Raw genomic sequence first — 24,435 nt, 5'->3', positions numbered from 1 at the left:
CTTGGGTGCCTCAGATGCGGCCCGGTGGCGTGGCGCGGGCGCGCGGCGGCGCAAAAAACGGTGTCTTCAGCGGTATCAGCCGGGCCATCCGGGTGCTCCACTGGCCTTCTTGGGATGTATAGACTTCGGCCCACAGGTTGCCGGGGCGCTGCCGGGCGTGGGATGCCTTTACATGCGCCAGCGCGATGTTGCGCTTGGCGGTCGGCGACCACAGGCCGGACGTGATATGCCCGACCTCACGCCGCTTGGCATGGTAGACCAAAGCCCCGGTGGCGGGTTTGAACCCTTCCACATCGACCTTCAGAAGCAGCGTGCGCGGAGCATCCCGCGCCGCCAGAAGCGCGCGGCGGCCGTTGAAATGCCCCTTGTCGAAATTGACCAGCCAGCCAAGGCCCAGCTCGAACGGCGTCTTGCCACGGTGCAGACGCTCGGTGGCGTGGATGGGTTGGAAATCGACGCCCGCGGCCAGATACCCGGCCTCGATCCGGGCGATGTTCAGCGCCTCATAGCCAATGGCGCGCAGACCCCAGAGCGCGCCGGCCTCCCACAGCCGGTCCCAGACGGGCAGGGCGGCGTCGCGGTCCATCCAGATCTCGTAGCCCAGATCGCCGGTGAACCCGGTCCGCGAGATCATCAGCCCCGGCTCCACCTCGCGCAAGTCGAACGGCTTGAGGTCCGCCACATCCAGGCCCGCCGCATCGAGGATCGAAAACGCTGTCGGTCCCTGCAAGGCAAGGCCCGCCACGGTGTCGCTCTCGTCCGTCACTGTGGCGTCAAACCCCCATGTGGCATCCAGCAGCCATGTCAGCATCGGCTCCTGACAGCAGAGCCGCCAATCGGTGTCGTCCAGCCGAAAGAGCGTGCCATCGTCGATGACCATCCCCTCTTCGTCGCACCAGACACAGTAGGCGACGCGGCCCACCTCGATCTTGGTGGCGTCACGGGTAATCAGACGGTTGATCGCGGCCAGCGCGTCGGGCCCCGCGATCCGGTATTTATGCATCGGCGAGATGTCAAAGAGCGACGCCTGATTGCGCAACGCAAAATATTCGAACTCGACCGAGTCGAGCACGGCAGGCGCAATATAGCCCGCCCAGCCATACCATGCCTTGGCGCGGCTCTGCTCTGCGAGCCGGGGCTGGAACGGCCCGTCGATCAGGCCAAGGGCGGGATCGGTGAAAACGCTCATTTCCGGCCCTCCGATGCAAGCGCGGCCAGAGCCGCATTGCGGCCCGCAAGGCCCATGATGTCGCCGCCCGGATGCGCCGACGCGCCGCAGAGATAGAGCCCCGCAGGACCCAGCGCATAGCGCCCCAGCCCGTTTGCCGGACGCAAGGTCAGCAACTGGTCAAGGCTCATTTCCGCATGGTGCCAATGCCCGCCCGGCGCGCCGGTCTGCGCCTCGATATCGACGGGGGTCAGCACTTCGCTCGCGGTGATCTGGCCGGGCAGGTCCGGCATGTAGGTGGCCAACGTGTCGATGGTTGCTTTCGCCAGCGCGCGTTTTGCCGTCTCGGTCCAACCGCCTTCCAGATCGCACGGCGCGTATTGCACGATCGCTGACAGGTAATGACTGTCCCCAGAGGTCAGGCCGGGGTCGGTGACGGACGGAATCACTGCCTCGATCACCGGGTTGGGGGACATCTCGCGGTATTTCGACGGGTTGAAGGCACGCTCTACATAGGTGGCAGAGGGCGCGGCTATGAGGCGCGCGGCCATCAGATCGCGGCTCAGCCCGATGACCGCAGGCAGGCTGCTGAGCCGCAGATTTACCTTGGCGGCGGTGCCACGGGCGCGAACATTGCGCATCCGGCGCGTCGCTTCGATATCGAAATGCTGCGGGCCGGCCAGGTGGCAGGTCACCTCTGCCCCGGTGCTGGTCAACACCAGCGGCGCGGTGATCTGGCGGCCATCGGCGGTCTCGACACCGCAGGCAGCCCCCGCTTCGATCAGCACGCGGGTGACAGTAACGCCGGTCTCGATCTGACAGCCCGCATTACGCGCGGCGTCTGCGAAGGCACTGCATAGCGCGCTCATCCCGCCCATCGGCAGCGTGACCTCGCCGCCATGGCCCATGCGGTAGATCAGGCTGAATACGGTGCCGGGGGCACGCGGGCCGGCCGCCGCCCCGCGCACCGCATCGGCGGCCAGCAGTCCGGCCATCGGGCCATCGGGCATTTCGTCCAGGATCGTGTCATAGGCATTGGATAGCAGCACGCGCAGGAAATTGCGCATCTCGTCGCGGCCCAGCCGTTTGAGCCCGAGCCCGAACCAGCCCAGCCGCATCATTTGACGTAACGCGCTGCGCGAGGCGAGCTTGCCGTCAAAGCCGGGCGGGGCATTCTCGGCCAGTTGCCGCAGCAGCGCGCCGTATTTGGCCAGCCGCCCGTGCAGCGCGCGATAGGCGTCCGCGTCGGGATGGGCACTGCTGTCCCCATTTGTCGCTTCGCCACCGCGCAGCACCACATGGCGGCCATCGGGTGACAACGCGACCGAGGGCAGGGGGGCGCTACGAAACGGCCAGTCGCGATTGCCAAGACCGATATCGCGGCGGACAGCCGGGCTGAGATTATAGAGCAGATGCGCGCCGCGCGGCGCGCCGTCCGGCCCCGGTGCTGCCATGCCGCCCAAGGTTTCCGCCTGATCCAGCACGCAGACCGATTTGCCGCGCCGCGCCAGCACGGCGGCTGCGGTCAGTCCGTTGATCCCGCCGCCGATCACAATCGCATCAAACCGAGTCATGCGGCGTAACCCTTCATGCGGTTGTCACGGGTTTCGCGCCGCAGGATGGCGCGCGCGGCATTGGCGCCGGGCGCGCCCATGACCCCGCCGCCGGGATGGGCGGAGGAGCCGACCAGATAGAGCCCCTTGATGGGAGATTCGTACTGGGAAAATCCCGGTACAGGCCGGTTAAACAGCAGCTGATCGAACGTGAGTTCGCCCTGGAAAATGTTGCCTTCGGTCAGACCGACTTCACGCTCGATATCGGCGGGGCTGCGGACCTCCTTGTGAACAATACGCTCGCGTATGTCGGGGCAGGCTATGGCGATACGGTCGATCACCACCTCGGCCATCGCGGCGCGCTGCGCATCATCCCAATTCGCGCCTGACCGGGTGCCGTTCACCTCCAGGTCATAGGGCGCGTATTGCACGAAGACCGTCATCATGTGGCTGCCTGACGGGGCCATGGTTGGGTCGATCTGGCTGGGGATCAGCATGTCGATATAGGGTTTGGCGGACCAGCGGCCATCCTTCCAGTCATCATAGGCACGTTCCAGCTCCATCAGGCTTTCCGAGACGTGCATATCGCCACGCAGGAAACTGGCATGAGGCGGCGCGGCAGGCATGTCGGGCATCCGGTCCAGCGCGATATTCAGCTTGGCCGAAGAGCCGCGAATCTTGAAACGCTCGACCGCGGTGGCGAAATCACCGGGCAGCTTGGCGCGCGGGACGTGCTTCAGGAAGGTGCGTTTGACATCCATGTTCGACGCCACCACCGGCGCGTGGAACGTATCGCCATTCTCCAGCGCGACGCCGATGACCCGACCGTTTTCGACGATGAATTCCTCGACGCCCGAGCCGGTCCGGATCGTGCCGCCGAAATGCTCGAACGCGGCCCCCATCGCGGCGGTGATTGCGCCCATCCCGCCCCGGGCAAAGCCCCATGCGCCGATGCCGCCATCCAGATCGCCCATGTAGTGATGCAGCAGAACGTAGGCCGTACCCGGCGAATAAACACCGAGGCCAGTGCCGATGATGCCGGAGCCTGCCAGATGCGCCTTGATCAGGTCATTCTCGAAATGCTCGTCCAGCAGATCACCGATGGACATGGTCCAGAATCGCAGCGTTTCGCCAAGCTCGCGACTGCCCAGCCCGTGGGCCTTTTTCACCAGATAGGCCAGTTCGTTCAGGTCGCGCGGGCGCAGGGATGTGGGGTCCGGCGCGTCGCGCAGCAGAAAGGGCCGGATGAAACGGCACTGGCGCATGATCGCCTGACTGTAGCGCGCGTAAGCATCCGCATCGCGGGGGGAATGGCGCGCCATTTCCCGGCGCAGGGCGTCATGGTCCGAGTAATAGGCGAAGTAATCACCGCTCTTGGTAAAGCTGGCACCGCCCTCGTAGGGGATCACCTGAAGCCCGAATTTGGGCAGATCGAGGTCGCGCACGATTTCGCGCCGCAAGAGCGAGCAGACGTAGGAGCAATTAGAGTAGGTCCAGCCCTCGTGCAGCGAGCGGCTGACCGCCGCGCCGCCGATCCAGTCGTTTTTCTCGACCACCAGAACACGCAGGCCCGCGCGCGCCAGATAGGCGGCCGTGGTCAGGCCGTTATGGCCCGCGCCCGCGATGATCGCGTCATATTTGGTGTTTTCGGTCATATGAGAGGTTCCCTGCGGCCAATCTAGACCGGGACGGGCCTCCGGGTAAAGTTATTTGAGCGCTCACATAAAAATAAGGGCTGACGGCGCTGATTTCCTGTGCCAAAAAGGGGATGAGGCGCCCGGAATGAAAAGGCATGATATGGCTGAAACACGCTCCAGACCGCGAAAAGAGCGTACCGAAAACGCGAATCGAAGACGGCGGCAGTTGCTTGACGCGGCCAAGCGGTCGATCCTGACGCACGGGCTGGCCCGCACGACTCTGGCCACCGTCGCGGACGAGGCCGGGCTGAGCCAGGGCGTGGCCGTCTTCTATTTCAAGTCCAAAAACGGGTTGCTGACCGAGACGCTGCGCGATCTATATTCCCAGTACGAGGCGCTCTGGATGCGCGCGCTGGAGAAGGCGGGGGAGGATCCTCGCGAACAACTGGGCGCGATTGTTGCTGCCGATTTTGATCCCCGCGCCTGCGGGCCCAAGGTGCTGCCGCTCTGGTTCGCATTCTGGGGCGAGCTGCGCTTTTCCGCGCAATATGCCGAAGTGGCGCAGGAGTTCGACCAGCGCCGCCGCGACGCACTGACCCGGGTCTGGTCGGCCTTGATGCAAGGCGCGGCACCTGGCGCGGCCGAAGAACTGGCGGACTGGATGGAGACGCTGACAGACGGGTATTGGCAGCATCTGCACGTCGCCCCCGGTGCGATCGACCGCGCCCGGGCCGAACGAGCCACACGGGTCTTTCTGGGCCGGATGGTGCCCACGCTTGTAGGGCATATTGACCGCGCGTGAACGTGGTCGGCAATTGCGCCTGCTTTTTGCTCGCCGCCATTTTCGTCTTTGGCGGCGATTAGGGCGGGTCGGCTTCCGGCGTGGCGGCGGGCGGGCAGGATACCCGGCAAAAATCCGATCAGAATTTAACCATTGAATGAATGTTCAATAAGTGGGCGTGGGATTCCACCCGCTATGGCTGCGTTCTTTTACATTGACTGGTGTCAGCACTCGGGTGATCATCCACGGATAACCGGTACATAATAATCCGGGCCATACCATAAGGGAGTCTGACAGAGATGGATATTGTTGATCAGCTAGGCGCGGTGCGCGAAGGCAAGATGAGTCGCCGGGCGTTTGCACGCTCACTACTGGCAAGCGGGGTGGCGATCGCCACGTTGCCAGCGGGTGCGCGACGCGCGATGGCCGCCCCCGAGGATCAGGGGACGTATTTCACATGGGGCGGGTATGACATCCCTGAGTTGTTCGGTCCCTATATGGCGAACAACAATGGCGAGATGCCAAACTTTGCCGTTTTCGGCGGCTCCGAAGAGGCGCTGACCAAGATGCGCGGCGGGTTCGTCGTGGACGTGTCACACCCGTGCAATCAGGCGATGCCGCGCTGGGTCGCGACCGGACTGTTCCAGCCGATCGACCCGTCGCGTCTGGGCAACTGGCCCGATGTCATTCCGGCGCTGGTCGACCTTGAGGGCAACGATGCCGAAGGCGGTTCGATCTGGATGGCGCCCTTCGACTGGGGTCAGACCTCGATCACCTACCGGACCGACCTTGTCGATCTGGAGGGCAAGGAAGAGAGCTGGGATATCCTGTGGGACCCGAAATATTCGGGCAAGCTCGGCTCGCTCGGCTCGGGGGCTGACGCATGGTGGGTCGGGGCGATCAAGGCGGGGGTCGATTTCAAGGATATCGACACGCCCGAGGCGTTCGAGAAGATCGCCGCAGTGATGCGCGAACAGCGCCCGCTGATGCGGACCTATACCGACGACAACACAACGCTGGAGCAGGCGCTGTCCTCAGGAGAGATGGTCGCGTCGATGACCTGGGCAAGCTCTGCGGTGCAGTTGCAGGCCGAAGGCGTGCCGGTCAAGTTTGCCAAGCCGAAGGAAGGCGCGCTGACCTGGGTCTGTGGCCTGATGATTCACAAGGACGCGCCCAAGGTCGACAAGGCGTATGAGATCATCGACAGCCTGCTGAGCGTCGAGACCGGGCATTTCATGATCAACGATTATGGTTACGGTCACTCCAACATCAAGGCGTTCGATGCGTTTGACGCGGCCAAGCTGGACAGCCTCGGGCTGAGCAAGACCCCCTCCGAAGTCTTGTCTGCGGGCCATTTCCAGGTGCCGCAGACCCAAGAGTGGGAAACGAAGATGAACGAGACGTTCGAACAGATCAAGGCCGGTTTCTGAACGCCGCGCTGCCAGGCCCGCGAACCCCAGGTTTGCGGGCCTTTTCAGATGTTCCAGAATTGGTAGGGCCGGATGACAGAAACGTCGAATTCCAGCACGAAAGCGCAGCGCAGTCCTGGCCGGGGCGGGCTGAGCGGGCTGCTTCACCGCCACGAGAACCTGCGTGGTTTTCTGCTGATGACGCCGACATTGCTGGTTATGGGGGTCGGCATCATCGCCCCGTTTTTCATCCTCGTCACGATGAGCCTCTGGACCCGTCAGGGCTTCGATTTCGACACGACACTGACGATGGCCAACTACGCGCGGACATGGAACGAACCGATCTATGGCGCATTGCTCAGCCGGTCGTTCTGGATTTCGGGCATTGCCACGGTTGCCACGGTTATCCTGTGCTACCCGATGGCCTATTTTGTCGCCTTCCACGTCCATCGAAACAAGATGATGTGGATCATCCTGATGACACTGCCATTCTGGACCAGCTACCTGTTGCGGGTTTTCGCTTGGAAGGTGATCCTCGGCTATGAGGGGGTGATCAATTCCGGCCTGATGGCTGTTGGACTGATCGAGGCGCCGCTGGAATTCCTCCTGTACAGCCAGGAGGCGGTGATCATCACGCTGGCCCATGCATGGGCGGCTTTCGCGATCCTGCCGCTCTATGTCAGCCTTGAAAAGATCGACAAGTCGCTGCTGGAGGCGGCCACCGATCTGGGCGACGGGCCGGTGGCGCGGTTCATGCGGATCACGTTGCCGCTGTCGCTGCCCGGCGTGATCGCGGCGTGTTTCCTGATCTTCATCCCCACCACGGGTGACTATATCACGCCGGCATTGCTGGGCGGGCCGGATGGCGCGATGATCGGCAATTTCATCCAGTTGCAATTCGGCCCGGTGAACAACTGGCCGATGGGGGCCACGCTGTCGATGGTCCTGATGATGTGGATTTCTTTGATTGCGCTGGTGTTCTTGTTCATCACCCGCCTCGCGAGGGAGAAAATTGCATGAGCGATCTTTCGTATATCAAACGCCCCAACCGACCGTTGCAGATCTACGCGATCCTCTTTCTCGTGGTTCTGTATCTGCCGGTGCTCTTCATCCCGCTCTTCAGCTTCAATGACTCGGTCTATGTAAAGTTTCCGCTGACCGGTCTGACAACCAAGTGGTATGTCGAATTATGGAGCCGCGAGCCGGTGTGGAACGCGCTGTGGAACAGCGTCAAGGTGGGCGCGGCGGTGGCCGTGATTTCGACCATTCTCGGCGTTATCGCTGCGCGCGCGATCACCCGCTATCGGCTGCCGGGCAAGAACGTGTTGGTGACGTTCATCATGATGCCGCTGGTCATACCGGGGATCATCTTTGGTGTGGCGCTGCTGATCCTGATGAGCCGGCTGGGCGTGCCGCTGTCGCTGTTTACCGTGACGCTGGGCCACCTGATCGTCTGCCTGCCTTTCGCGGTGGCAACATTGCTGCCGCGGTTCGAAGGGTTCGACAAATCCATGGAGGAGGCGTCGGCCGATCTGGGCGAAAACGGTTGGTGGACCTTCTGGCGTGTGACGATGCCGATGGTGTTTCCCGGCATCGTGGCCAGCCTGTTGTTGTCCTTCACCATCTCGTTCGATGAATTCATCATGGCGTTCTTTCTGACCGGCACCGACCCCACGCTGCCGATGTATATCTGGGGGCAGCTGCGCTTTCCCCAGGAATTCCCGTCGATCTTGGCGCTGTCTGCGCTGATCCTCTTCGTTTCGTTTTTCGTGGTCTTCGTCGCCCAGTATTTCGGGCGGCGGGGTCTTGAATCTGACCAATAAAGGGCGCCCGGCACATGACCCATGCAGACGCATTCATCTTGATCGACCGCGTGAGCAAGTTCTTCGGCGCGTTTCAGGCGGTCGACGAGATATCGATTGATATCGGGAAGGGGGAATTCTTCTCGCTTCTGGGGGCATCGGGCTGCGGCAAGACCACGCTGTTGCGGATGCTGGCGGGGTTCGAATCGACGACCAAGGGCGAGATCTATATCGACGGGCAGCCGATGTCGGACGTGCCGCCGCATCGCCGCCCGGTGAACATGGTGTTCCAGAGCTACGCGATCTTTCCGCATCTCAGCGTTGCGGACAACATCGCCTACGGCTTGCGCAAAAAGAAACTGCCGCGCGCCAAGCGCCGCGAAATGGTCGATGAGATGCTGGAGCTGATCAAGCTGCCGGGCTATGGCGACCGCAAGGCGACGCAGTTGTCGGGCGGGCAGCGGCAGCGGATCGCGCTGGCGCGGGCGCTGATCCTGCGGCCCAAGGTTCTGCTGCTGGATGAACCGCTGGGCGCGCTGGACAAGCAGTTGCGCGAACAGATGCAGCTGGAACTGCGCGCGCTGCAACGGCAGGTCGGTATCACCTTCGTCTTTGTCACCCACGACCAGGAAGAGGCGCTGACCCTGTCGGACCGGATCGCGGTGATGGCGGGGGGCAAGGTGCTGCAGGTGGACACGCCTGAAGGGCTCTACGAGTCGCCAAAGACCCGCGCGGTCGCCAGCTTTATCGGGAACATGAACTTCTTTCCCGCAACGGTCCGCCGCAACGGTGCCGCCAGTGCCGCGATTGAGGCCGAGGGGCTGGGGACCTTCCCCATGCCGATCGAGAATATAACCCAGCCCGACGGCGCCCCGGTGCAGGTCGCGCTGCGCCCCGAGAAGTTTTCACTGACGCCGGAAAAACCCGATACGGCGCATGCGGTGGCAGGAAAGGTCTGCGAAGCCGCCTATCTGGGCGAACGCAGCCATTTCCACGTCGCCATCGAGGGCAAGGAGACACCGATTGCCGTCTCCACCCCCAATCAATCGCGTGGCGGGCGCGAAGCGCGCGAGCAGGGCATCGGTGCGCAGGTCTGGCTGTCATGGTCGCCCGAGTCCATCGTGATCCTGCAAGGCGACTGACGCGCCCGGGCACCACCAACCCGCCGCCGACCAAGAGCCGGGACCACCACTCCGAGGACAATATTGCCATGCCGACGACCAAGCCCTCCAGCGCAGACCGCAAGGCACCGGCGTCCCGGCGCACTGCCTCCAAGGAGGTGCGGCGCCAGCAGTTGATTGATGCAACCATCAATTCGATTGCCAAACACGGCATCGCCGGTACCACCATGTCCACCGTGACCGAGTTTGCCGGATTGTCGATCGGGATCGTCAACTTTCATTTCCAGAGCAAGCAGAACCTGCTGGAAGAAACGCTGATGTATCTGGCCCGCGAGCATCACGACCACTGGATGAAATCCTACCGTGACGCCGGACTGGGCGCGCCCGAAAAACTGCTCGCCATCGTTGATGCGCATTTTCACCCGCGGATCTGCACGCGCAAGAAGCTGGCCGTCTGGTACGCCTTTTACGGCGAGGCCGGGCGGCGGGCGCGGTATCGCGATCTGGTGGACCAGATCGACGATGAACGACTGGGCGTGTCCAGGGCGCTCTGCGCAGAGATCATCGGCGAGGGCGACCACACCGGACCGCCCGCACAGCAGATCGCCTACACGCTCGAAGGGCTCTATGACGGAATCTGCCTCAATATCCTGATGTATCCCGAGCATTTCAGCCGCCCACAGGCCAAGGCACAGATACGGGCCTATCTGGCGTCGGTCTTTCCCCGCCATATCGCCATGCCGATCTTTGACAGTGAGGGTGCGAGCAAGACGGGCATTGATTGAACATCCGCCGCAAATGGAGTGAACCACATGAGCAGAGACCGAAGGTACGACATCCTGTTCGAGCCGATGCAGATTGGGCCGGTGACCGCGCCCAACCGGTTCTATCAGGTGCCCCATTGTACCGGCATGGGGTTCTTGCGCCCGCGCACGCTGGCGGCGATGCGCGGGGTCAAGGCCGAAGGCGGCTGGGGCGTGGTTTGCACCGAATACAATTCCATCCACCCCACGTCGGATGATCTGCCGCATGCCTATGCCTCTCTCTGGGACGACAGCGATGTGCGCGCGCACCGGCTGATGACCGATGCGGTCCACGCGCACGGATCGCTGGCCGGGGCAGAGCTTTGGTATGGCGGCGCGCGGTCACCCAACATGATGAGCCGCCTGCCGCCGATGGATCTGGCCAGCGTGCCCAACACCGCCGGACATCCGTTCCAGTGCCGCGCGATGGACAAGGACGATATCCGCACCTTCCGCCACTGGCACAAACGCGCCGCGATCCGGGCGCGCGATGCGGGCTTCGATATCGTCTATGTCTATGCGACCCACGGCTACATGCTGTCGAATTTCCTCAACCCGCGCATGAATACGCGCAGCGACGAATATGGCGGGTCACTGGAGAACCGCGTGCGCCTCGTGCGCGAACTGATCGAGGAAACCAAGGACGCGGTGGGCGATACCTGCGCCGTCGCCGTCCGGTTTTCCGCTGACGAAGAAATCGGCGAGGACGGCGTGCCGATCGAGGGCGAGCGCCGCGACATGTTCCAGATGCTGCAGGGATTGCCGGACCTGTGGGACATCAATATCGCTGATTATTCCCTGGAAATGGGCGTCTCGCGCTTCGTCAAGGAGGCTCCGCTGGAACCCTACATGTCATGGGTAAAGTCCGTCACGGACAAGCCTGTGGTGACGGTGGGCCGTTTTACCTCGCCTGATACGATGGTGTCCCAAATCCGGCGTGGCGTCACCGATTTTATCGGCGCGGCGCGCCCGTCCATCGCTGACCCGTTCCTGCCGCGCAAGATCGAAGAGGGCCGCCCGGAGGACATACGCGAATGCATCGGCTGCAACATTTGCTATGCCGGTGACAGTCTGAGCGCCCCGATCCGTTGCACCCAGAATCCGACAATGGGCGAGGAATGGCGACGCGGCTGGCACCCCGAGATCATTGCCGAGAAGCCGACCGAGGGCCGGGTGCTGGTGGTCGGCGCCGGCCCCGCGGGGCTGGAGGCCGCGCGCGCACTTGGCCAGCGCGGCTACGAGGTGATGCTGGCCGAAGCAGGCCGCGAGATCGGTGGGCGGGTGACGCGCGAAGCGGCGCTGCCGGGGATGTCCGAGTATATCCGCGTACGCGACTACCGCGAACAGCAACTGCTGGTCATGCCTAACGTGGATATCTTCCGCGAAAGCGTGATGGGCGTGGCCGATGTGATGGCGGTCGAGGCCGATCACGTGGCTATCGCCACGGGCGCGCGCTGGCGCAAGGAGATGTTCGATGACGAGGTGTTCCATCAGATTGCCACGGGGGACGCGGCCACCCGGGTGCTGACGCCCGACGATATCATGGAGGGCACCCTGCCGGACGGGCCGACACTGGTTTATGACGGCGACGGCTATTACATGGGCGGCGTCATCGCCGAGAGGCTGCATCAGGCGGGGCTGGACGTGACCTATTGCACGCCGTCTGACAGCGTGTCGCGCTGGGCCGCGAATACCTCTGAGCGGTGGCGCATTCGCACCCACATGATGACCCTCGGGATCGGGATCGAAACGGCGCATGTCATCGCTGGTTTCGACGGGCAAGAGGTGCAACTGGCCTGCGCCTATACCGGTGCCGAACGCAGGCTGCCCGCTCGCCACGTGGTGATGGTGACCGCGCGCAGGCCAGTCGATACTCTCTTTCACGACCTGCGGGCGGGGGAAGGGGCCGAAGGGCTGCCATTCACCTTGCACCGTATCGGAGATTGCGAGGCGCCAGCGATCATCGCCTCGGCGGTCTATGCCGGGCATCGCTACGCGCGAGAATTGGGCACGGTGGTCGAGATGGACGAACCGCTGCGCCATGACCGGATTGATGTCGGATCGGAGGCGCGATGATGGGGTTTTTACTGGCGGCGTTGCTCGTGCTTGCAGAGCCGGTGGGCGGGCAGGGGACCATTCCTGACAGGCCCGAATGCGATGTCTGCGCCGCGCGCAAAGGCAGCATGCAGAAGATCCACGCGGCCCGAAAGGCCAAGGCATGCGAAGCGGCCCTGGCCAAGGGGGAGGCGCTGGACGGCTGTTCGCTGTTGCCGCCCGAACCCGCGCCCACGAATTAGGCAGAATAGGGCGCGTATCCCCCCGGTGCGCCCGAGAACTGCGCCAGCGTCACGCCGTTACCTTCCAGCGCGCGGCGCACTTCGCCTGCGATCTTCACTGCGGTGGGCGTGTCGCCATGCAGGCAGATCGTGTCGATGCGCGTCTCGATGCGTTTGCCGCTGGCTGTGATGATCGCTCCTTCACGGACCATCTCGGCTATGCGCGGGCCTGCCACGTCAGGGTCGTGGATCACCGCGCCGGGCAGGGAACGGTCCACCAGCGTTGCATCGTCGTTATAGGCGCGATCCGCGAAAATCTCGCAGGCCATGCCACAGCCCAGATCGGTCGCCGCGCGCTGTTGCGCGGTGCCTGCAAGCACCATGATGATGATATCCGGCGCCACCGACAGCGCCGCTTCGTAGCAGGCCCGCGCCATTGCCTCATCCTCGGACGTCATGTTGGCCAGCGCGCCGTGCAGTTTCAGATGACGCACCGCGCCGCCCGCTGCGCGGGCCATCGCCTGCGCTGCACCAACCTGATAGCGCACCAGGTTTTGCAGCGACGGCAGCGGCAGATTCATGCGGTTGCGGCCGAACCCGTGCAGATCGGGAAAGCCGGGATGCGCGCCGATCCCGACACCGTTCTGCACCGCGGCCGCCATGGTGCGCGCCATCACATTCCAGTCGCCCGCATGCATGCCGCAGGCGATGTTGGCCGAGGTGACGATTTTCAGCAGTGCGGCATCGTCGCCGATGTCCCACGCGCCATAGCCTTCGCCCATATCGGCGTTCAGGTCGACAGATCTGGTCATTTGAGGTCTCCTTCGTGGTCGTTCCAGAGGGTGTTTTACGGGTCGTCTTCGGTGCCACTGACGACACCGCTGATCAGTTGATAGGACAGCAGGTCGGTCATCATGTGCGGGTCGCGTATCAGCGCGCGCAGACGCTGCGGCAGCGTTGCCAGCATCTTGCGATCCGCGCGCTCCAGCTCGACGGCTTCCGCCAGCGTGACAAAGCGGAACCGTAGCCGCGCGCCGGGGGCTGCCTGTGCCACGCGGCGCAGATCGCAGGGCAGAACCGTGCCGATACGCGGATAGCCGCCCGTGGTCTGGCACTCGGTCATCAGCACGAAGGGCGTGCCATCGCCGGTGACCTGGATATCGCCGGGCATGACCACCTCTGATACGACAGTACGCCCGCTTTCCGCGTGAAAGCCGTCACCGTCAGGTTCCAGCCGGATGCCCATGCGGTTGCCGCGCGGGTCGCGGCGCAGCTCGGTGGCCTCCAGTCGGGTCAGTTCCTCTTGGGCAAAGAGCTTGGTCTGAAAACTGGCGACGATGCGGATCTCGCCACCGCCAAAGCGGTCCTCCACATCCAGCGTCATACCCGTGGCACCACCCCGGTCAGGGCCGATCTTCAGAACGGTGTCGGAGTCCAGTGCCGCACCGACGCCTGCTGCAATATGGGCCGAGCGCGCGCCCAGGTGCTCGGGCGTGTCGATGCCGCCACCGACATGCAGATATCCGTAATTGCCGGTCTGCGCCGCGCCGATGCTCAGCCGCGCGCCCGCGGGCAGAAGGTGGCTGGCATTCCAGGCCAAGCTTGTGCCAGCGATGCTGGCTTTCATCGGTGCGCCGGTCAGCGCGATGCGCATATCCTCTGACGCTTCGAACTCTCCGCCCATCGCGGCCATTTCAATGGCCGTATGCGTGCCCTTTTCGCCCAGCAGCGCCGCGCCCTCGGCCAGCGCCAGCATGTCGGCGGCCCCGCCGCGCGACAGGCCGAAATCGAGCCAGCCGGGGCGGCCTGCATCCTGCACCGTCATGCCCGGCCCGGCGCGGTGAATGGTCAACATGCGGGTCATTCGATTGCCTCTGACGTAGCGCCGCCCTGTGGGTCGCTGCGCATCTGTTCCAGCGCGCCGGGCTCGGTCGCGATGAATTGCACGTCGTCGCCGGGGCGCAGCAGAAAGGGTGTATCGGCCTCGGGCCGGAACAGCTGTGCCGAGATCTGCGCAACATGCAGCCACCCGGTGGGGGAAGGGCGTGAAAACACCACGAACTGCCGTATCGCGACGGCCACCGCACCGGCTGGCACGCGCGGCGTGATCGTGCTCTGGCGCGAGATGTCCCAGGCCTCCGGCAACTCGCCCAGATAGGGCTGTCCGGGGGCAAAGCCGATGGACTGGACCCGCACGCGCGCCCGGGTCAGGGAGGCGATCGCCTCGCTTTCGGTCATGCCTGCAGCCTGTGCCGCCTGTTCCAGTTGCGGCGCCATGTCGGTGCCAAAGACCGCCGGAATGCGCCACAACCGCCGGCCTTGGGGCAGATCTGCGGCATACCAGTCTTGGGATTTCAGCAGGGTCGCCAACTGTGCGCGCAGATCGTCATGGGACAAATGCAATGGATCGAAGCGCAGAAAGGTCGAAACGAGGGTAGAGGACGTTTCCTCGACCCCGTCCCAGCCAAGGCTTTCCACGGCGGCCCGGAATGCCAGCGCGGCGCGGTTGGCGGGCTCGCTCAGCCGGTCGGCGAACCGCACCAGCATTCCATCAACACCCGCAGTGACGATTTGCGGCATGGGATCGGACAGGGGCTGGGTCACATCTGCTCCGGAAGGTAGGTCACAATTGCGGGGAAAACGACGATGATTGCCAGCGCCAGCACCATCAGGAAGAAGAACGGCAGCGCCGCACGGGCCACGGTCAGGATGTCCCGCCCGGTCAGTGATTGAAGGACAAAGAGGTTGAAGCCAACCGGCGGGGTAATCTGGCTCATCTCGACCACGATCACTAGAAAGATGCCGAACCACAGCGGATCGATACCCGCCTCCAGCACCATCGGCATGATCACCGATGCGGTCAGCACGACCACGGAAATACCATCGAGGAAGCAGCCCAGAACGACAAAGAAGAGCGTGAGCGCGGCCAGCAGTGTAAAGGTCGACAGGCCCATGCCGCCGATCCATTCCGCCAGAACCCGTGGAATCCCCGTGAACCCCATGGCGACCGTCAGAAACGACGCCCCCGCCAGAATGAAGGCGATCATGCACGACGTCACGGTTGCCCCCATCAGCCCGTGGACGAAGCTCTTGCGCGTCAGCGTGCCGGTGCTCCACGACAGGACGAGCGCCAATACGACGCCAACGGCGGCGGCATCGGTGGGCGAGGCGATCCCGGCATAGATCGACCCGATGACCCCCGCGATCAGCCCCATCACCGGCAGCAGGCGGCGCGCCCGGTGCAGCTTTTCGCGAAAACCCACGCGCATGTCCTCGACCGGCAGCGACGCTCGGTTGAGCAGCGCCCAGACGATCACATAGCCGACAAAGAGCGTGACCAGCAGCACGCCGGGCAGCACGCCAGCCACAAACAGGCGGGCGATGGATTGTTCGGTTGCCACGCCATAGACGATCAGGATGATCGACGGCGGAATGAGCAGGCCCAGCGTGGCCGACCCGGCCAGCGTGCCGATCACCAGTTTCTCGGGATAGCCGCGCGCGCTGAGTTCGGGGATCGACAGCTTGCCGATTGTGGCGGCGGTTGCGGCGGAGGAGCCGGAGACCGCAGCAAATATCCCGCAGGCAAAGATGTTGACGTGCAGCAACTGCCCCGGGAGGCGGTTCATCCAGGGGCTGAGACCTGCGAACATGTCCTCGCTCAGGCGCGAGCGAAACAGGATCTCTCCCATCCAGATGAACAGCGGCAGCGCGGCCAGTGCCCAACTGTTGGAATGGCCCCACATGGTCGTGGCCATGACCAGCCCCAGCGGCGCGTCGGTAAAGAGCGCCATCGCGGCGATGCCGACGCCCAGCAGCGCGAAGGCGACCCAAAGCCCGGCCCCCAGAAAGGCAAAGAGCAAAACCAGCAGGATGAGGGAAAGGATGGCGATGGACATCGGCGTTCTCCTATTCGCTCAGCAGGTTTTCGCCCTTGCCATCCCAAGAGGCAGGGGCGCCGCGCGCGAGGCTGACCAGTTCATCGATCAGCGCGAGGGTAAGGATGCCAAGGCCGAGCGCCACAGGCAGTTGCGGTATCCAGATCGGGATCGACACCATGCCGGAACTGCGATCGCCGTATTCCAGCGACTCCGCGACCAGAAGGCCCATGTACCAGGTCGCGTAACCGGTCATCGCCAGCGCAATGGCCGTCACCAGCATCTCGAAGCCGCGCTGCGCCCGTTTGGGCAACTGCCCCAGCAACAGCGTCACCCGGATATGGCCACCCGCCCGCAGGCAATAGGCCAGGGCGAGAAAGGTCGCAGCGGCGAGGAAAAAGCCGGTGAAATCAGAGTAAGACGGGATTGTCAGGCCGATTGCCTGACCGGTGATCGCGGCCGAGACCTTGTCCGCAAGGTTCAGACAGACCTGCGCAAAGACCAGCGCGACGATCGCGACGATGAAGAAGGCGGCAAGCGCGCCCGCGGTATTGTAGATGAAATCAAGACTGCGCCGCATGACCGTCCCCCCTGGTCGATGAAAAAGGCCGGGCGATTATTCGCCCGGCCGCAGTCTCTCGGTTACTTCTGGTAGGCGTCCAGCAGCGCGGCTCCTTCGTCGCCGGCTTCGGCCTTCCAGTTCTCCAGCATCTGTGCGCCAATCTCGCGCAGCCCGCTCATCAACTCTTCCGAAGGTTCGACCACCGTGATGCCGTTCTCACGCAGGATAGCGACCTTTTCATCGGTCTCCTTCTTGCTCATTTCCAGGCCGCGGGCTTCTGCCGCCGCTGCCGCTTTGAGAACCGCGTTCTGGGTGGCCTCGTCAAGGCGGCGGAAGGACCGCTTGTTCACCACGATGATGTTCTTGGGCAGCCAGGCCTGAATGTCGGTGTAATGGCTCAGGAAATCCCACGCCTTCGAGTTGGCGCCGGTGGAAGGTGAGGTGATCATCGCCTCGACCCGTCCGGTCGAGAAGGCCTGCGGGATGTCCGGCACTTCGACCTGTGTCGGCGCGGCGCCCGCAAGGTTGGCGAATTCTTCGAGCGTGGCGTTATAGGTGCGGAATTTCAGCCCCGCCAGGTCCGCCACTGAATCGATCTGCTTGGTGGTGTAAAGGCCCTGCGGCGGCCATGGCACGGCGTAAAGCACCATCAGGCCCTGCGCATCCAGCAGCCCGTCGATAACACTCTTTTGCGCCGCCCACAGACGCTCGGCATCGTCGTAGCTGGTCGCTAGGAAAGGCAGTGAATCGGCACCGAACACCGGATTGTCATTGGCCAGCAGCGACAGGAAAAACTCGCCGATGGGCACCTGACCGCTGCGCACGGCCTTGCTGATCTCGGGGTGCTTGAACAGCGACCCGGCGGAATGCACCTTGATTTCGAGCGCGCCATCCGTCGCCTCCGCCACGTCCTTGGCGAACTGATGGATGTTTGCGGTGTGGAATGTCGCGTCCGGATAAGGGGTCGGCATATCCCATGTGTCGGCCTGTGCGGCAACGGCAAGCCCGGCCAGCGCGGCAATCGCGCCGCCAAAGTAACGTGATACGAACATCGTTGGTCTCCCTGAAGTTTATGGTTGCTTTTGTTGGCATTATGTTTGCGATTTGTATGTATTATGTCAATGTAAAACTGTAGCCGGGAAATGATCTCTGTATGCACCTGATTCAAAATGTAATTCTTGAAATCTGACGTGCAGGGATGCACAGGATGGCCCCGAATCCGCGTTGATTTCTGAAGTATATTGTGACAAAACACTGTCGAAACGTATGCGTTTTATCGCAGAGAAGGGCCGAGGATGACCGAGAACAGCGCTGATAGCCACCCGGAGAAACGCCGAATCGTCTCTTCCCGACATCTGGCAGAGGGCGAGGGGTGGGAGCTGTCCGAGCTGGAATTCGGCCTGATCATCGTGTTCAATGCCTTCTCGCGGTGGATGACACGCTGCATGGCTGCGGCGGGGCAGGCCGATCTCAGCCCGCTCGATATCCTGATCCTGCACAACGTCAATCATCGCGGCCGTGACAAGCGTCTGTCGGACATCTGTTTCCTGCTGAATATCGAGGACAGCCACACCGTCAACTACGCGCTGCGCAAACTTCTCAAGGCGGGCTTTCTTGTGTCGGAAAAACGCGGCAAAGAGGTGTTCTACCGAACCTCTGACGTCGGAAGCACGCTGTGCGAAGCCTACCGCGACGTGCGCCGCCAGTGCCTGCTGGAAGGGTTGCCTGCCTCCGATATGTCGGGGCCGGATCTGCGCGAATTTGCCAGCAAACTGCGCGCGTTGTCCGGGCAGTACGATCAGGCCAGCCGGGCTGCCGCGTCGCTCTGAAAACCGGGCAGGGCAGGTTCCGCTGGCGCACATCCCCTTTAAAGATGTTTTGATGGTCGCGATCTTCAAGAGGGCGAACGTCCGCTTCGAGTCCACTTTGACCGATGCTGCATTGTGTACGAATGGCCGTGTCACCAGTGAGGCCAAAACGTTCAACAACTTCTTGGGTTTTGAGCGGGGTTTCTGGCAGCTGAAATTGTTCTTTTTTTGTAGTTGTTACAAAAAGGAGCGTTTTTTGCGAACAAATATTGGCCAGTTTTTTTGCCCAGATGCCTGGCTTCTTCGTGACGGCCCGCAACCGCTGCGACACTCGAGTGATGGATGCCGAATTCCGTGATCTTTGGCTGACGCACTGCGGCCCGCCTCTCAAATCTCCGGCACCGCCTTCATTCATAGGCTTCTGCCGAAAGCTGCACTTAGATGACGCTACGTCAACATAAGTCTGGCTTTTGTTGCAGGCCTTCGTTACGCTTTTCCTAATATTTTTGGAGTGTTCAAATCGGGTCTTGCTCGCAAACCTTGGGGGAAGTGGTTATGGAAAAAAAACTTTTTGGCGGACTAACGCTCGCAACTATTGTCGCAATGTCATCTGCTGCACTTGCGGCAACTGTCACACCCGTCTTTACTGATGTAGGTATTGACACAAGCGGAACGGCACAATCCACAAGAATGTATCGCGCCGACCTAACTGGCTTAGGTCTTACAGAAATTGGTGCAATCACTGTGAACGACTCTAACTCCGGGGTAGGCGGCTCCGCAGGGATTTATTCCGGCTTTGACCTTGATGCGATTTTTCTTGATCTTGATGGATCCTTAGCAACATCTGCAGACAGGATTTTTGCAACGAGCTTCTTGTATAGCGCGGGAAGTGTTAGGGGCGGTGGAACGCCGACATCCACGTCGGGCGGGCCGTTTAACGGAGCATCATCCGCCACATCCGTTGATGAGGGATGGGCCACTTTGGGTGATATCGACGGCATCTTTTTCGGAACCGGTAGCCTCACACTTGGAGATGGTGGCAGCCTAACCGCTGTCTTTGCTCCCACAATCCCGATTGGTCCCTCACTCTATCTATTTGCAGGCGAAGTTAGCGGTGATGCAGGCGAAACTTTGAACGGTCTCGTACAGGTGGCGGATTTACCGCCACCCCTCACACCTGTGCCTCTGCCCGCAGGTTTGCCGCTCATGCTGTCGGGATTGCTCGGCCTCGGCTTTCTGAAGCGGCGCAAGAAAGTCGACTGAGCTTGTCACTGCCTAAAGTCCATGCCTTCGACCCAACTGTCGCCTTCGCACGGCCAATCAAGCGGCAAGCGCAGCCAGAATTCATGCGTTTCTGGACTGAAAAAAACCATCGTTTTTGGCACACTTTACGCACGCGGCCATAAGCACAGGCGCCGCGAAATGGCGCTAAGTCCGCACAACTGCCATCCGGGACGATGAAACCAAGCCCGCAGATTTTTGCGAGGGCATTGGCCTACCCCGAACCATATTGCGTTCGGGGTCTAACGTGGTCTTTCAACGCATCTGGTACAGGGCTGGATACTGGCGCGCATCCCCTCTTTTCAAATCCCGCGAATCCGGCGCAGACTGCTCCGGGATGAACGGAGACATATCCATGGCCACAGCCCCCCTGATCCGCGACGAAAACGCCAGATCCACCAATGTGCTGGTCACCGGGGTGCAGGTGCCCGCGAGCCCGTCATCGCGGCCCCGCAATTTATCCGGGACACTGAAATGCGGGGCCGGGCGATGCGTGTTCTGATCGTTCAGCACGATGAGGGCGTTCATGCGGGGCGCTTTCGTGGGCTGTTTGCTGCAAATGGCCTTGGCACAACGGCGATCATCGCGCCGGAGGTCACCGAATGGCCCGCGCAGGACAGCTTTGATGCGCTCTGGGTGATGGGCGGGGCGATGCAGGTCTGGGAGACGCAGGCGTACCCATGGCTCACCTCCGAGATTGCCTTTATCGCCGATGCGGTGAACGCCGGTAAGCCATATTTCGGCATCTGCTTCGGGCATCAACTGCTTGCGGCGGCCTGTGGCGGGCAGGTCGGCGCTGCGCGTTCGCGCGAATTGGGCTTGCTGCCGATCACCGGCGGCGATGCGGTATTGGGCGCAGGCGCCGAGGACGGCCGCGAAGTCTTTCAATGGCATAGCGCCGAGGTGAGTGTCGTGCCGCCTAGATTTCGTGCAGGCTGGAGCAGCCCGCTTTGCGCGCATCAGACGCTGCAGGGGCCAAGGGGCGTGTTTTCGGTGCAGTTCCACCCCGAGGTGGATCTTACGACCTTGCAGGACTGGTACGCCATACCGGGCGTGACCGATGATCTGGCGGCGATGGGAGGGCCGGACTTTCCGGATCGGCTGATCGCGGATTTCACCACGCGGGCCGGGCAGCAGGATGCGCTGGCGGCGGAACTGTTCGACAATTGGCTGCGGGCGGCGCGAACCACGATCGCAGGCTGACTGTTCAAACGATCTACATCCGCGAACACAGCCGCGCTGCTTCCAGAATGGCCGCGTGAATGTCGCGTGACGAAACCGCATCGCCAATCCGGTAGAGGTCATAACCATCGCCGCCGCGCTTTGGCTGGGGTTGCGCCTCCAGCAGTGCCTGTTGGTCGATGACCCCGCCATTGCGGGCGCCGGGTGCCAAGGCGTGATAGAGATCGTCAACCGGCAGCGTGCCGTGCTCATAGATCAACTGATCGCATTCGATCATCTGTGGCTCGCCGGTAAAGCTGTTCTCCAGCGTCAGTTGCAACCGGTTATCCTTGCGCTCCACCGCGCGCAGGCAAAGGTCGGGGCGCAACTCCACCTTGGCGCGATAGAGCGCGCGCATCGACAACGGGCGCTCTATCGGGCTCATCTCGGCGCCCGCGGTGCTGTCGGGGGTGACGTAGATCAGACGCCCGTTGCCTTTCGAGGCCAGCGTATGCGCCCCCGAGATGCCCGCAACCGTGCCGGTACCGTCGTAGAACACCGTCTCTCCCTCAAGCTGCGACGGCGATTCCAGCGCTTCCCATAGCGGCGTGCCCAGATCGGTGCCGGGGATGTCCTCCAGCCGGTCGGGCACGCCGCCGGTGGCGATGATCACCGTATCGGGGGCGGTCGCGGCAATCGTATCTTCGTCGGCAAGGCAGTTATAGCGGATCTGCACGCCCAGCCGCTCCAACTCGGACACGCGCCAATCGACGATGCCCGCCAGATCGCGGCGCTTGTCCATCGCGGCAGCAAGCAGCACCTGACCGCCGGCCTTCGGCGCCGCCTCCAGCAACGTGACAGCATGGCCGCGCTCGGCGCACAGGCGCGCCGCCTCCAGCCCGCCGGGGCCCGCGCCCACGACCGTCACCCGGCGCGGATGGGCGCTGCGCTCGGGGCGGTTCGGGATCGTGGCCTCGCGCCCGATTGCCGGATTGTGGATGCAACTGCCGTGCCACGAACAATAGGTGGCGCCGACGCAGGGGCGGATCTGCGGCTCGGCCCCGATCCCCAGTTTGCGTGCGATATGCGGATCGGCGATATGCGCGCGGGTCATGCCCACCAGATCCACATGACCCTCGCTGACGGCATGCCGGGCGGTGGCCATGTCGTTGATCCGTGCCGCGTGAAATACCGGCAGCCCCACATGCCGCCGGAACGCCGCCACCGGGCGCAGTTGCGGTGCCAGCCCCAGTGCCATGCCCGGCATGTACTGGGCCAGCCCGATCTCGGTGTCGATGCGCCCGTAGCCAAAGTTGAAAAAATCGATCAGGCCGGATTTTTCATGCAGCCGCGCCATTTCCAGGTATTCGTCATCGCTCATGAGGCCATTGTCGCCTTCGCCCACGACCATGCGGATTCCGACCAGGAACCGCGCACCGACCTGGCGGCGGATCTCCTCCAGCACCATCAGCCCGAACCGCGCGCGGTTCTCGATGCTGCCGCCGAAATCATCCGTGCGCCGGTTGATGCCTGGCGACCAGAACTGGCCGATCAGATGCCCGGTGACATGCAATTCGCACCCGTCCAGCCCGCCTTCGTAACACCGCCGCGCCGCCTGGCCGAAATCTTCGATCACGCGGGTGATGTCGGTGCGCTCCATTTCCTTGGAAACGCCGCGATGCAGTGGTTCGCGAAACCGCGAGGGCGACACGGTGGGCAGCCAGTTGTCGCCGCGCCAGACGCTGCGCCCGCCCAGATGGGTCAACTGGCACATGATCGCGCTGCCATGCCGGTGCACCCGGTCGGAAAACTCGCGGAAATAGGGGATCACGTCATCGCTGCGCGCATTCAGCTGGTCAAAGGTGTTGGCACTGTCGCGCGACACGTTGGTGGAACCGCCGAACATAGTCAGACCGATGCCACCCTTTGCCTTTTCCTCGTGATAGAGCTGATATCGCTGCGCTGGCATGCCGTGCTCGCCATAGCCGATGGCGTGGCTGGTGCTCATGATCCGGTTGCGCAGTTCCAGATGGCCGATCCGGAAGGGTTGCAACAGCGGGTCGGCCTGAGGGTTTGATGCGTCCATGATGCGCGCCTCCGGATCAGAGTTGATTACGTCCAAATCTGACCACAGCAGGCCGCGTGATCAAAGCAGAATTTCCGCTTGGCGGCGGAAGCGCGCGCGGTAGGGTAGGGGACAACCAACCTTGCAAGGAGGCTTCTCATGCAGATGATCGATGCCAATGAGGTCCACGCGCGCCTGCCTTACGATGCGCTGATCCCGGCGCTGACGCGCTTTCACGAAGGCAGGATGCCGGTGGCGGTCACGCATGTAGAGGATGATCCGGCCGGTTCGGCCAACCGCTTTGTCACGCTGCCGGGCTGGATGGCGGACACCTTGATCGTGGTCAAGATGGTCGGCGTGTTCCCGGGAAACCGCGACCGCAACCCGCCGCTGGGCACCGTTCTGGGCGCGGTGGCGGCGTTCGATGTGGATACCGGCGCGCCGGTGCTGGTCGCGGACGGAGAGGCGATGACGTATCGCAAGACGGCGGCGATCTCGGGCGTCGGTGCGTCACTTCTGGCACCGCCCGCGCCACGCGAATTGCTGGTGGTGGGTGCCGGCGGGCTGGCGTGGCACGCGGTCATGGCGCATCGCGCGGCGCGGCCCAGCCTCGCGCGAGTGCGGATCTGGAATCGCACCGCAGAGCGCGCCGAAGCATTGGCCGCCACGCTGCGCGACGAGGGGCTGGCAGCCGAGGTCGCGCCTGATCTCGACAGTGCGGTGGCAAGCGCGGATGTGATCAGCTGCGTGACCATGTCCACCGTGCCGCTGGTGCGGGGCGCGCTGCTGAAACCTGGCGCGCATCTCGACCTCATCGGGGCCTATCTGCCGCATATGCGCGAGGCCGATGACGATGCCATGCGGCGCGGGCGGCTCTACACCTGTTCGTCCCGCGAATGGGAGAATATCGGCGAATTGGCGCTGCCGGTCGCGTCCGGTGCGCTGAAATGGTCGGATATTCGCGGCGATCTGTTCCAACTGGTGCAAGGCAGTGCAGAGGGGCGCCAGTCGCGTGATGACATCACCGTGTTCAAGAATCTCGGTGGGGTGCATCAAGACATCTTTACCACCGTGTTTCTGCGTGATGTGCTGGCACAAGGTTGAAGGTCGGCGCGGCTGTGCTACGGTCAACA

The 24,435-nt window shown here is 63.0% G+C and carries 23 protein-coding genes; 12 read left to right on the top strand and 11 right to left on the bottom strand.

The annotated features are described in order from the left end of the window. Positions 1-10 precede the first annotated feature (10 nt). The 3 genes from O3306_RS07855 to O3306_RS07845 are packed head-to-tail and all read right to left on the bottom strand — an operon-like array spanning position 11 to position 4,376. A complete protein-coding gene (locus O3306_RS07855; protein ID WP_272005365.1) occupies positions 11-1,189 on the bottom strand; it encodes an aminomethyltransferase family protein in 1,179 nt (392 codons plus the stop codon). After that, positions 1,186-2,742: a phytoene desaturase family protein gene (locus O3306_RS07850; protein ID WP_272005363.1), complete on the bottom strand. Its 1,557-nt coding sequence runs from the start codon at positions 2,740-2,742 to the stop codon at positions 1,186-1,188. Before O3306_RS07850 ends, O3306_RS07855 begins: the two co-directional genes overlap by 4 nt. Then, positions 2,739-4,376: a phytoene desaturase family protein gene (locus tag O3306_RS07845; RefSeq protein WP_272005360.1), complete on the bottom strand. Its 1,638-nt coding sequence runs from the start codon at positions 4,374-4,376 to the stop codon at positions 2,739-2,741. Before O3306_RS07845 ends, O3306_RS07850 begins: the two co-directional genes overlap by 4 nt. Before the next feature lie 142 nt (positions 4,377-4,518). Here O3306_RS07845 and O3306_RS07840 point away from each other — a divergent pair, with 142 nt between their 5' ends. The 8 genes from O3306_RS07840 to O3306_RS07805 all read left to right on the top strand — a co-directional run bounded on the left by O3306_RS07840 (position 4,519) and on the right by O3306_RS07805 (position 12,571). Next, positions 4,519-5,160, top strand: coding sequence for a TetR family transcriptional regulator C-terminal domain-containing protein (locus O3306_RS07840; RefSeq protein WP_272005357.1), 642 nt, complete (start codon positions 4,519-4,521; stop codon positions 5,158-5,160). A 278-nt stretch (positions 5,161-5,438) separates the two neighbouring features. Then, the gene (locus O3306_RS07835; protein ID WP_272005353.1) at positions 5,439-6,569 is read left to right on the top strand and encodes an ABC transporter substrate-binding protein; all 1,131 of its coding nucleotides are present in this window, start codon (positions 5,439-5,441) and stop codon (positions 6,567-6,569) included. Positions 6,570-6,641: 72 nt separating this feature from the next. Further along, positions 6,642-7,568, top strand: coding sequence for an ABC transporter permease (locus O3306_RS07830; protein WP_442969985.1), 927 nt, complete (start codon positions 6,642-6,644; stop codon positions 7,566-7,568). Then, positions 7,565-8,371, top strand: coding sequence for an ABC transporter permease (locus tag O3306_RS07825; protein WP_272005351.1), 807 nt, complete (start codon positions 7,565-7,567; stop codon positions 8,369-8,371). Before O3306_RS07830 ends, O3306_RS07825 begins: the two co-directional genes overlap by 4 nt. 14 nt (positions 8,372-8,385) lie before the next feature. Next, positions 8,386-9,492 carry an ABC transporter ATP-binding protein gene (locus O3306_RS07820; RefSeq protein ID WP_272005349.1) on the top strand — a complete coding sequence of 369 codons (1,107 nt, stop codon included), beginning with the start codon at positions 8,386-8,388 and terminating at the stop codon, positions 9,490-9,492. A gap of 68 nt (positions 9,493-9,560) precedes the next feature. Continuing rightward, positions 9,561-10,256 carry a TetR/AcrR family transcriptional regulator gene (locus O3306_RS07815; protein ID WP_272005347.1) on the top strand — a complete coding sequence of 232 codons (696 nt, stop codon included), beginning with the start codon at positions 9,561-9,563 and terminating at the stop codon, positions 10,254-10,256. Positions 10,257-10,283: 27 nt separating this feature from the next. Continuing rightward, positions 10,284-12,350: an oxidoreductase gene (locus O3306_RS07810; RefSeq protein WP_272005342.1), complete on the top strand. Its 2,067-nt coding sequence runs from the start codon at positions 10,284-10,286 to the stop codon at positions 12,348-12,350. Then, entirely contained in the window at positions 12,347-12,571 is a 225-nt protein-coding gene (locus tag O3306_RS07805; protein ID WP_272005340.1) for a hypothetical protein, read from the top strand. The genes O3306_RS07810 and O3306_RS07805 overlap by 4 nt, the downstream gene beginning before the upstream one ends. Here the strand turns inward: O3306_RS07805 and O3306_RS07800 are convergent. The 6 genes from O3306_RS07800 to O3306_RS07775 form a co-directional block, all read right to left on the bottom strand. Beyond that, complete coding sequence (locus tag O3306_RS07800) at positions 12,568-13,362, bottom strand: LamB/YcsF family protein (protein ID WP_272005338.1); 795 nt, start codon at positions 13,360-13,362, stop codon at positions 12,568-12,570. The two genes, O3306_RS07805 and O3306_RS07800, sit on opposite strands and share 4 nt — an antisense overlap. 35 nt (positions 13,363-13,397) lie before the next feature. Continuing rightward, the gene (locus O3306_RS07795; RefSeq protein ID WP_272005336.1) at positions 13,398-14,414 is read right to left on the bottom strand and encodes a biotin-dependent carboxyltransferase family protein; all 1,017 of its coding nucleotides are present in this window, start codon (positions 14,412-14,414) and stop codon (positions 13,398-13,400) included. Next, entirely contained in the window at positions 14,411-15,130 is a 720-nt protein-coding gene (locus tag O3306_RS07790; protein WP_272005568.1) for a 5-oxoprolinase subunit B family protein, read from the bottom strand. Before O3306_RS07790 ends, O3306_RS07795 begins: the two co-directional genes overlap by 4 nt. Before the next feature lie 20 nt (positions 15,131-15,150). After that, positions 15,151-16,446, bottom strand: a complete 1,296-nt coding sequence (locus O3306_RS07785) for a TRAP transporter large permease (RefSeq protein ID WP_272005331.1) — start codon at positions 16,444-16,446, stop codon at positions 15,151-15,153. 10 nt (positions 16,447-16,456) lie between these two features. Next, positions 16,457-17,005: a TRAP transporter small permease gene (locus O3306_RS07780; RefSeq protein ID WP_272005328.1), complete on the bottom strand. Its 549-nt coding sequence runs from the start codon at positions 17,003-17,005 to the stop codon at positions 16,457-16,459. Positions 17,006-17,067: 62 nt separating this feature from the next. Next, positions 17,068-18,039, bottom strand: coding sequence for a TRAP transporter substrate-binding protein (locus O3306_RS07775; protein WP_272005325.1), 972 nt, complete (start codon positions 18,037-18,039; stop codon positions 17,068-17,070). Positions 18,040-18,282: 243 nt separating this feature from the next. Between O3306_RS07775 and O3306_RS07770 the strand changes: the two genes are divergently transcribed. Together O3306_RS07770 and O3306_RS07765 are read left to right on the top strand one after the other, a co-directional pair. After that, positions 18,283-18,816 (top strand): winged helix DNA-binding protein, encoded by a 534-nt coding sequence (locus tag O3306_RS07770; RefSeq protein WP_272005323.1) that lies wholly within the window; start codon positions 18,283-18,285, stop codon positions 18,814-18,816. Positions 18,817-19,350: 534 nt separating this feature from the next. Then, positions 19,351-20,058, top strand: a complete 708-nt coding sequence (locus O3306_RS07765; protein WP_272005320.1) for a VPLPA-CTERM sorting domain-containing protein — start codon at positions 19,351-19,353, stop codon at positions 20,056-20,058. A 273-nt stretch (positions 20,059-20,331) separates the two neighbouring features. Here O3306_RS07765 and O3306_RS07760 read toward each other — a convergent pair whose 3' ends face one another. Continuing rightward, positions 20,332-20,604, bottom strand: coding sequence for a hypothetical protein (locus O3306_RS07760; protein WP_272005318.1), 273 nt, complete (start codon positions 20,602-20,604; stop codon positions 20,332-20,334). On the opposite strand from O3306_RS07760, the gene O3306_RS07755 reads away from it, so the two are divergent. After that, positions 20,566-21,279: a type 1 glutamine amidotransferase gene (locus O3306_RS07755; protein ID WP_272005315.1), complete on the top strand. Its 714-nt coding sequence runs from the start codon at positions 20,566-20,568 to the stop codon at positions 21,277-21,279. The genes O3306_RS07760 and O3306_RS07755 overlap by 39 nt on opposite strands. Before the next feature lie 13 nt (positions 21,280-21,292). On the opposite strand, the gene O3306_RS07750 is transcribed toward O3306_RS07755, so the two are convergent. Continuing rightward, entirely contained in the window at positions 21,293-23,323 is a 2,031-nt protein-coding gene (locus O3306_RS07750) for an oxidoreductase (RefSeq protein WP_272005313.1), read from the bottom strand. A gap of 138 nt (positions 23,324-23,461) precedes the next feature. On the opposite strand from O3306_RS07750, the gene O3306_RS07745 reads away from it, so the two are divergent. Continuing rightward, on the top strand, positions 23,462-24,406 hold the full coding sequence (locus tag O3306_RS07745; protein WP_272005309.1) for an ornithine cyclodeaminase family protein: 945 nt from the start codon (positions 23,462-23,464) through the stop codon (positions 24,404-24,406). The last annotated feature ends 29 nt before the right edge of the window (positions 24,407-24,435 follow it).

Source organism: Roseovarius sp. ZX-A-9, assembly GCF_028369135.1.
In the GTDB taxonomy this organism is placed as follows: domain Bacteria; phylum Pseudomonadota; class Alphaproteobacteria; order Rhodobacterales; family Rhodobacteraceae; genus Roseovarius.
The sequence above is the reverse complement of the archived record's forward strand: the minus strand, read 5'-3'. Positions and strand labels throughout refer to the sequence as shown.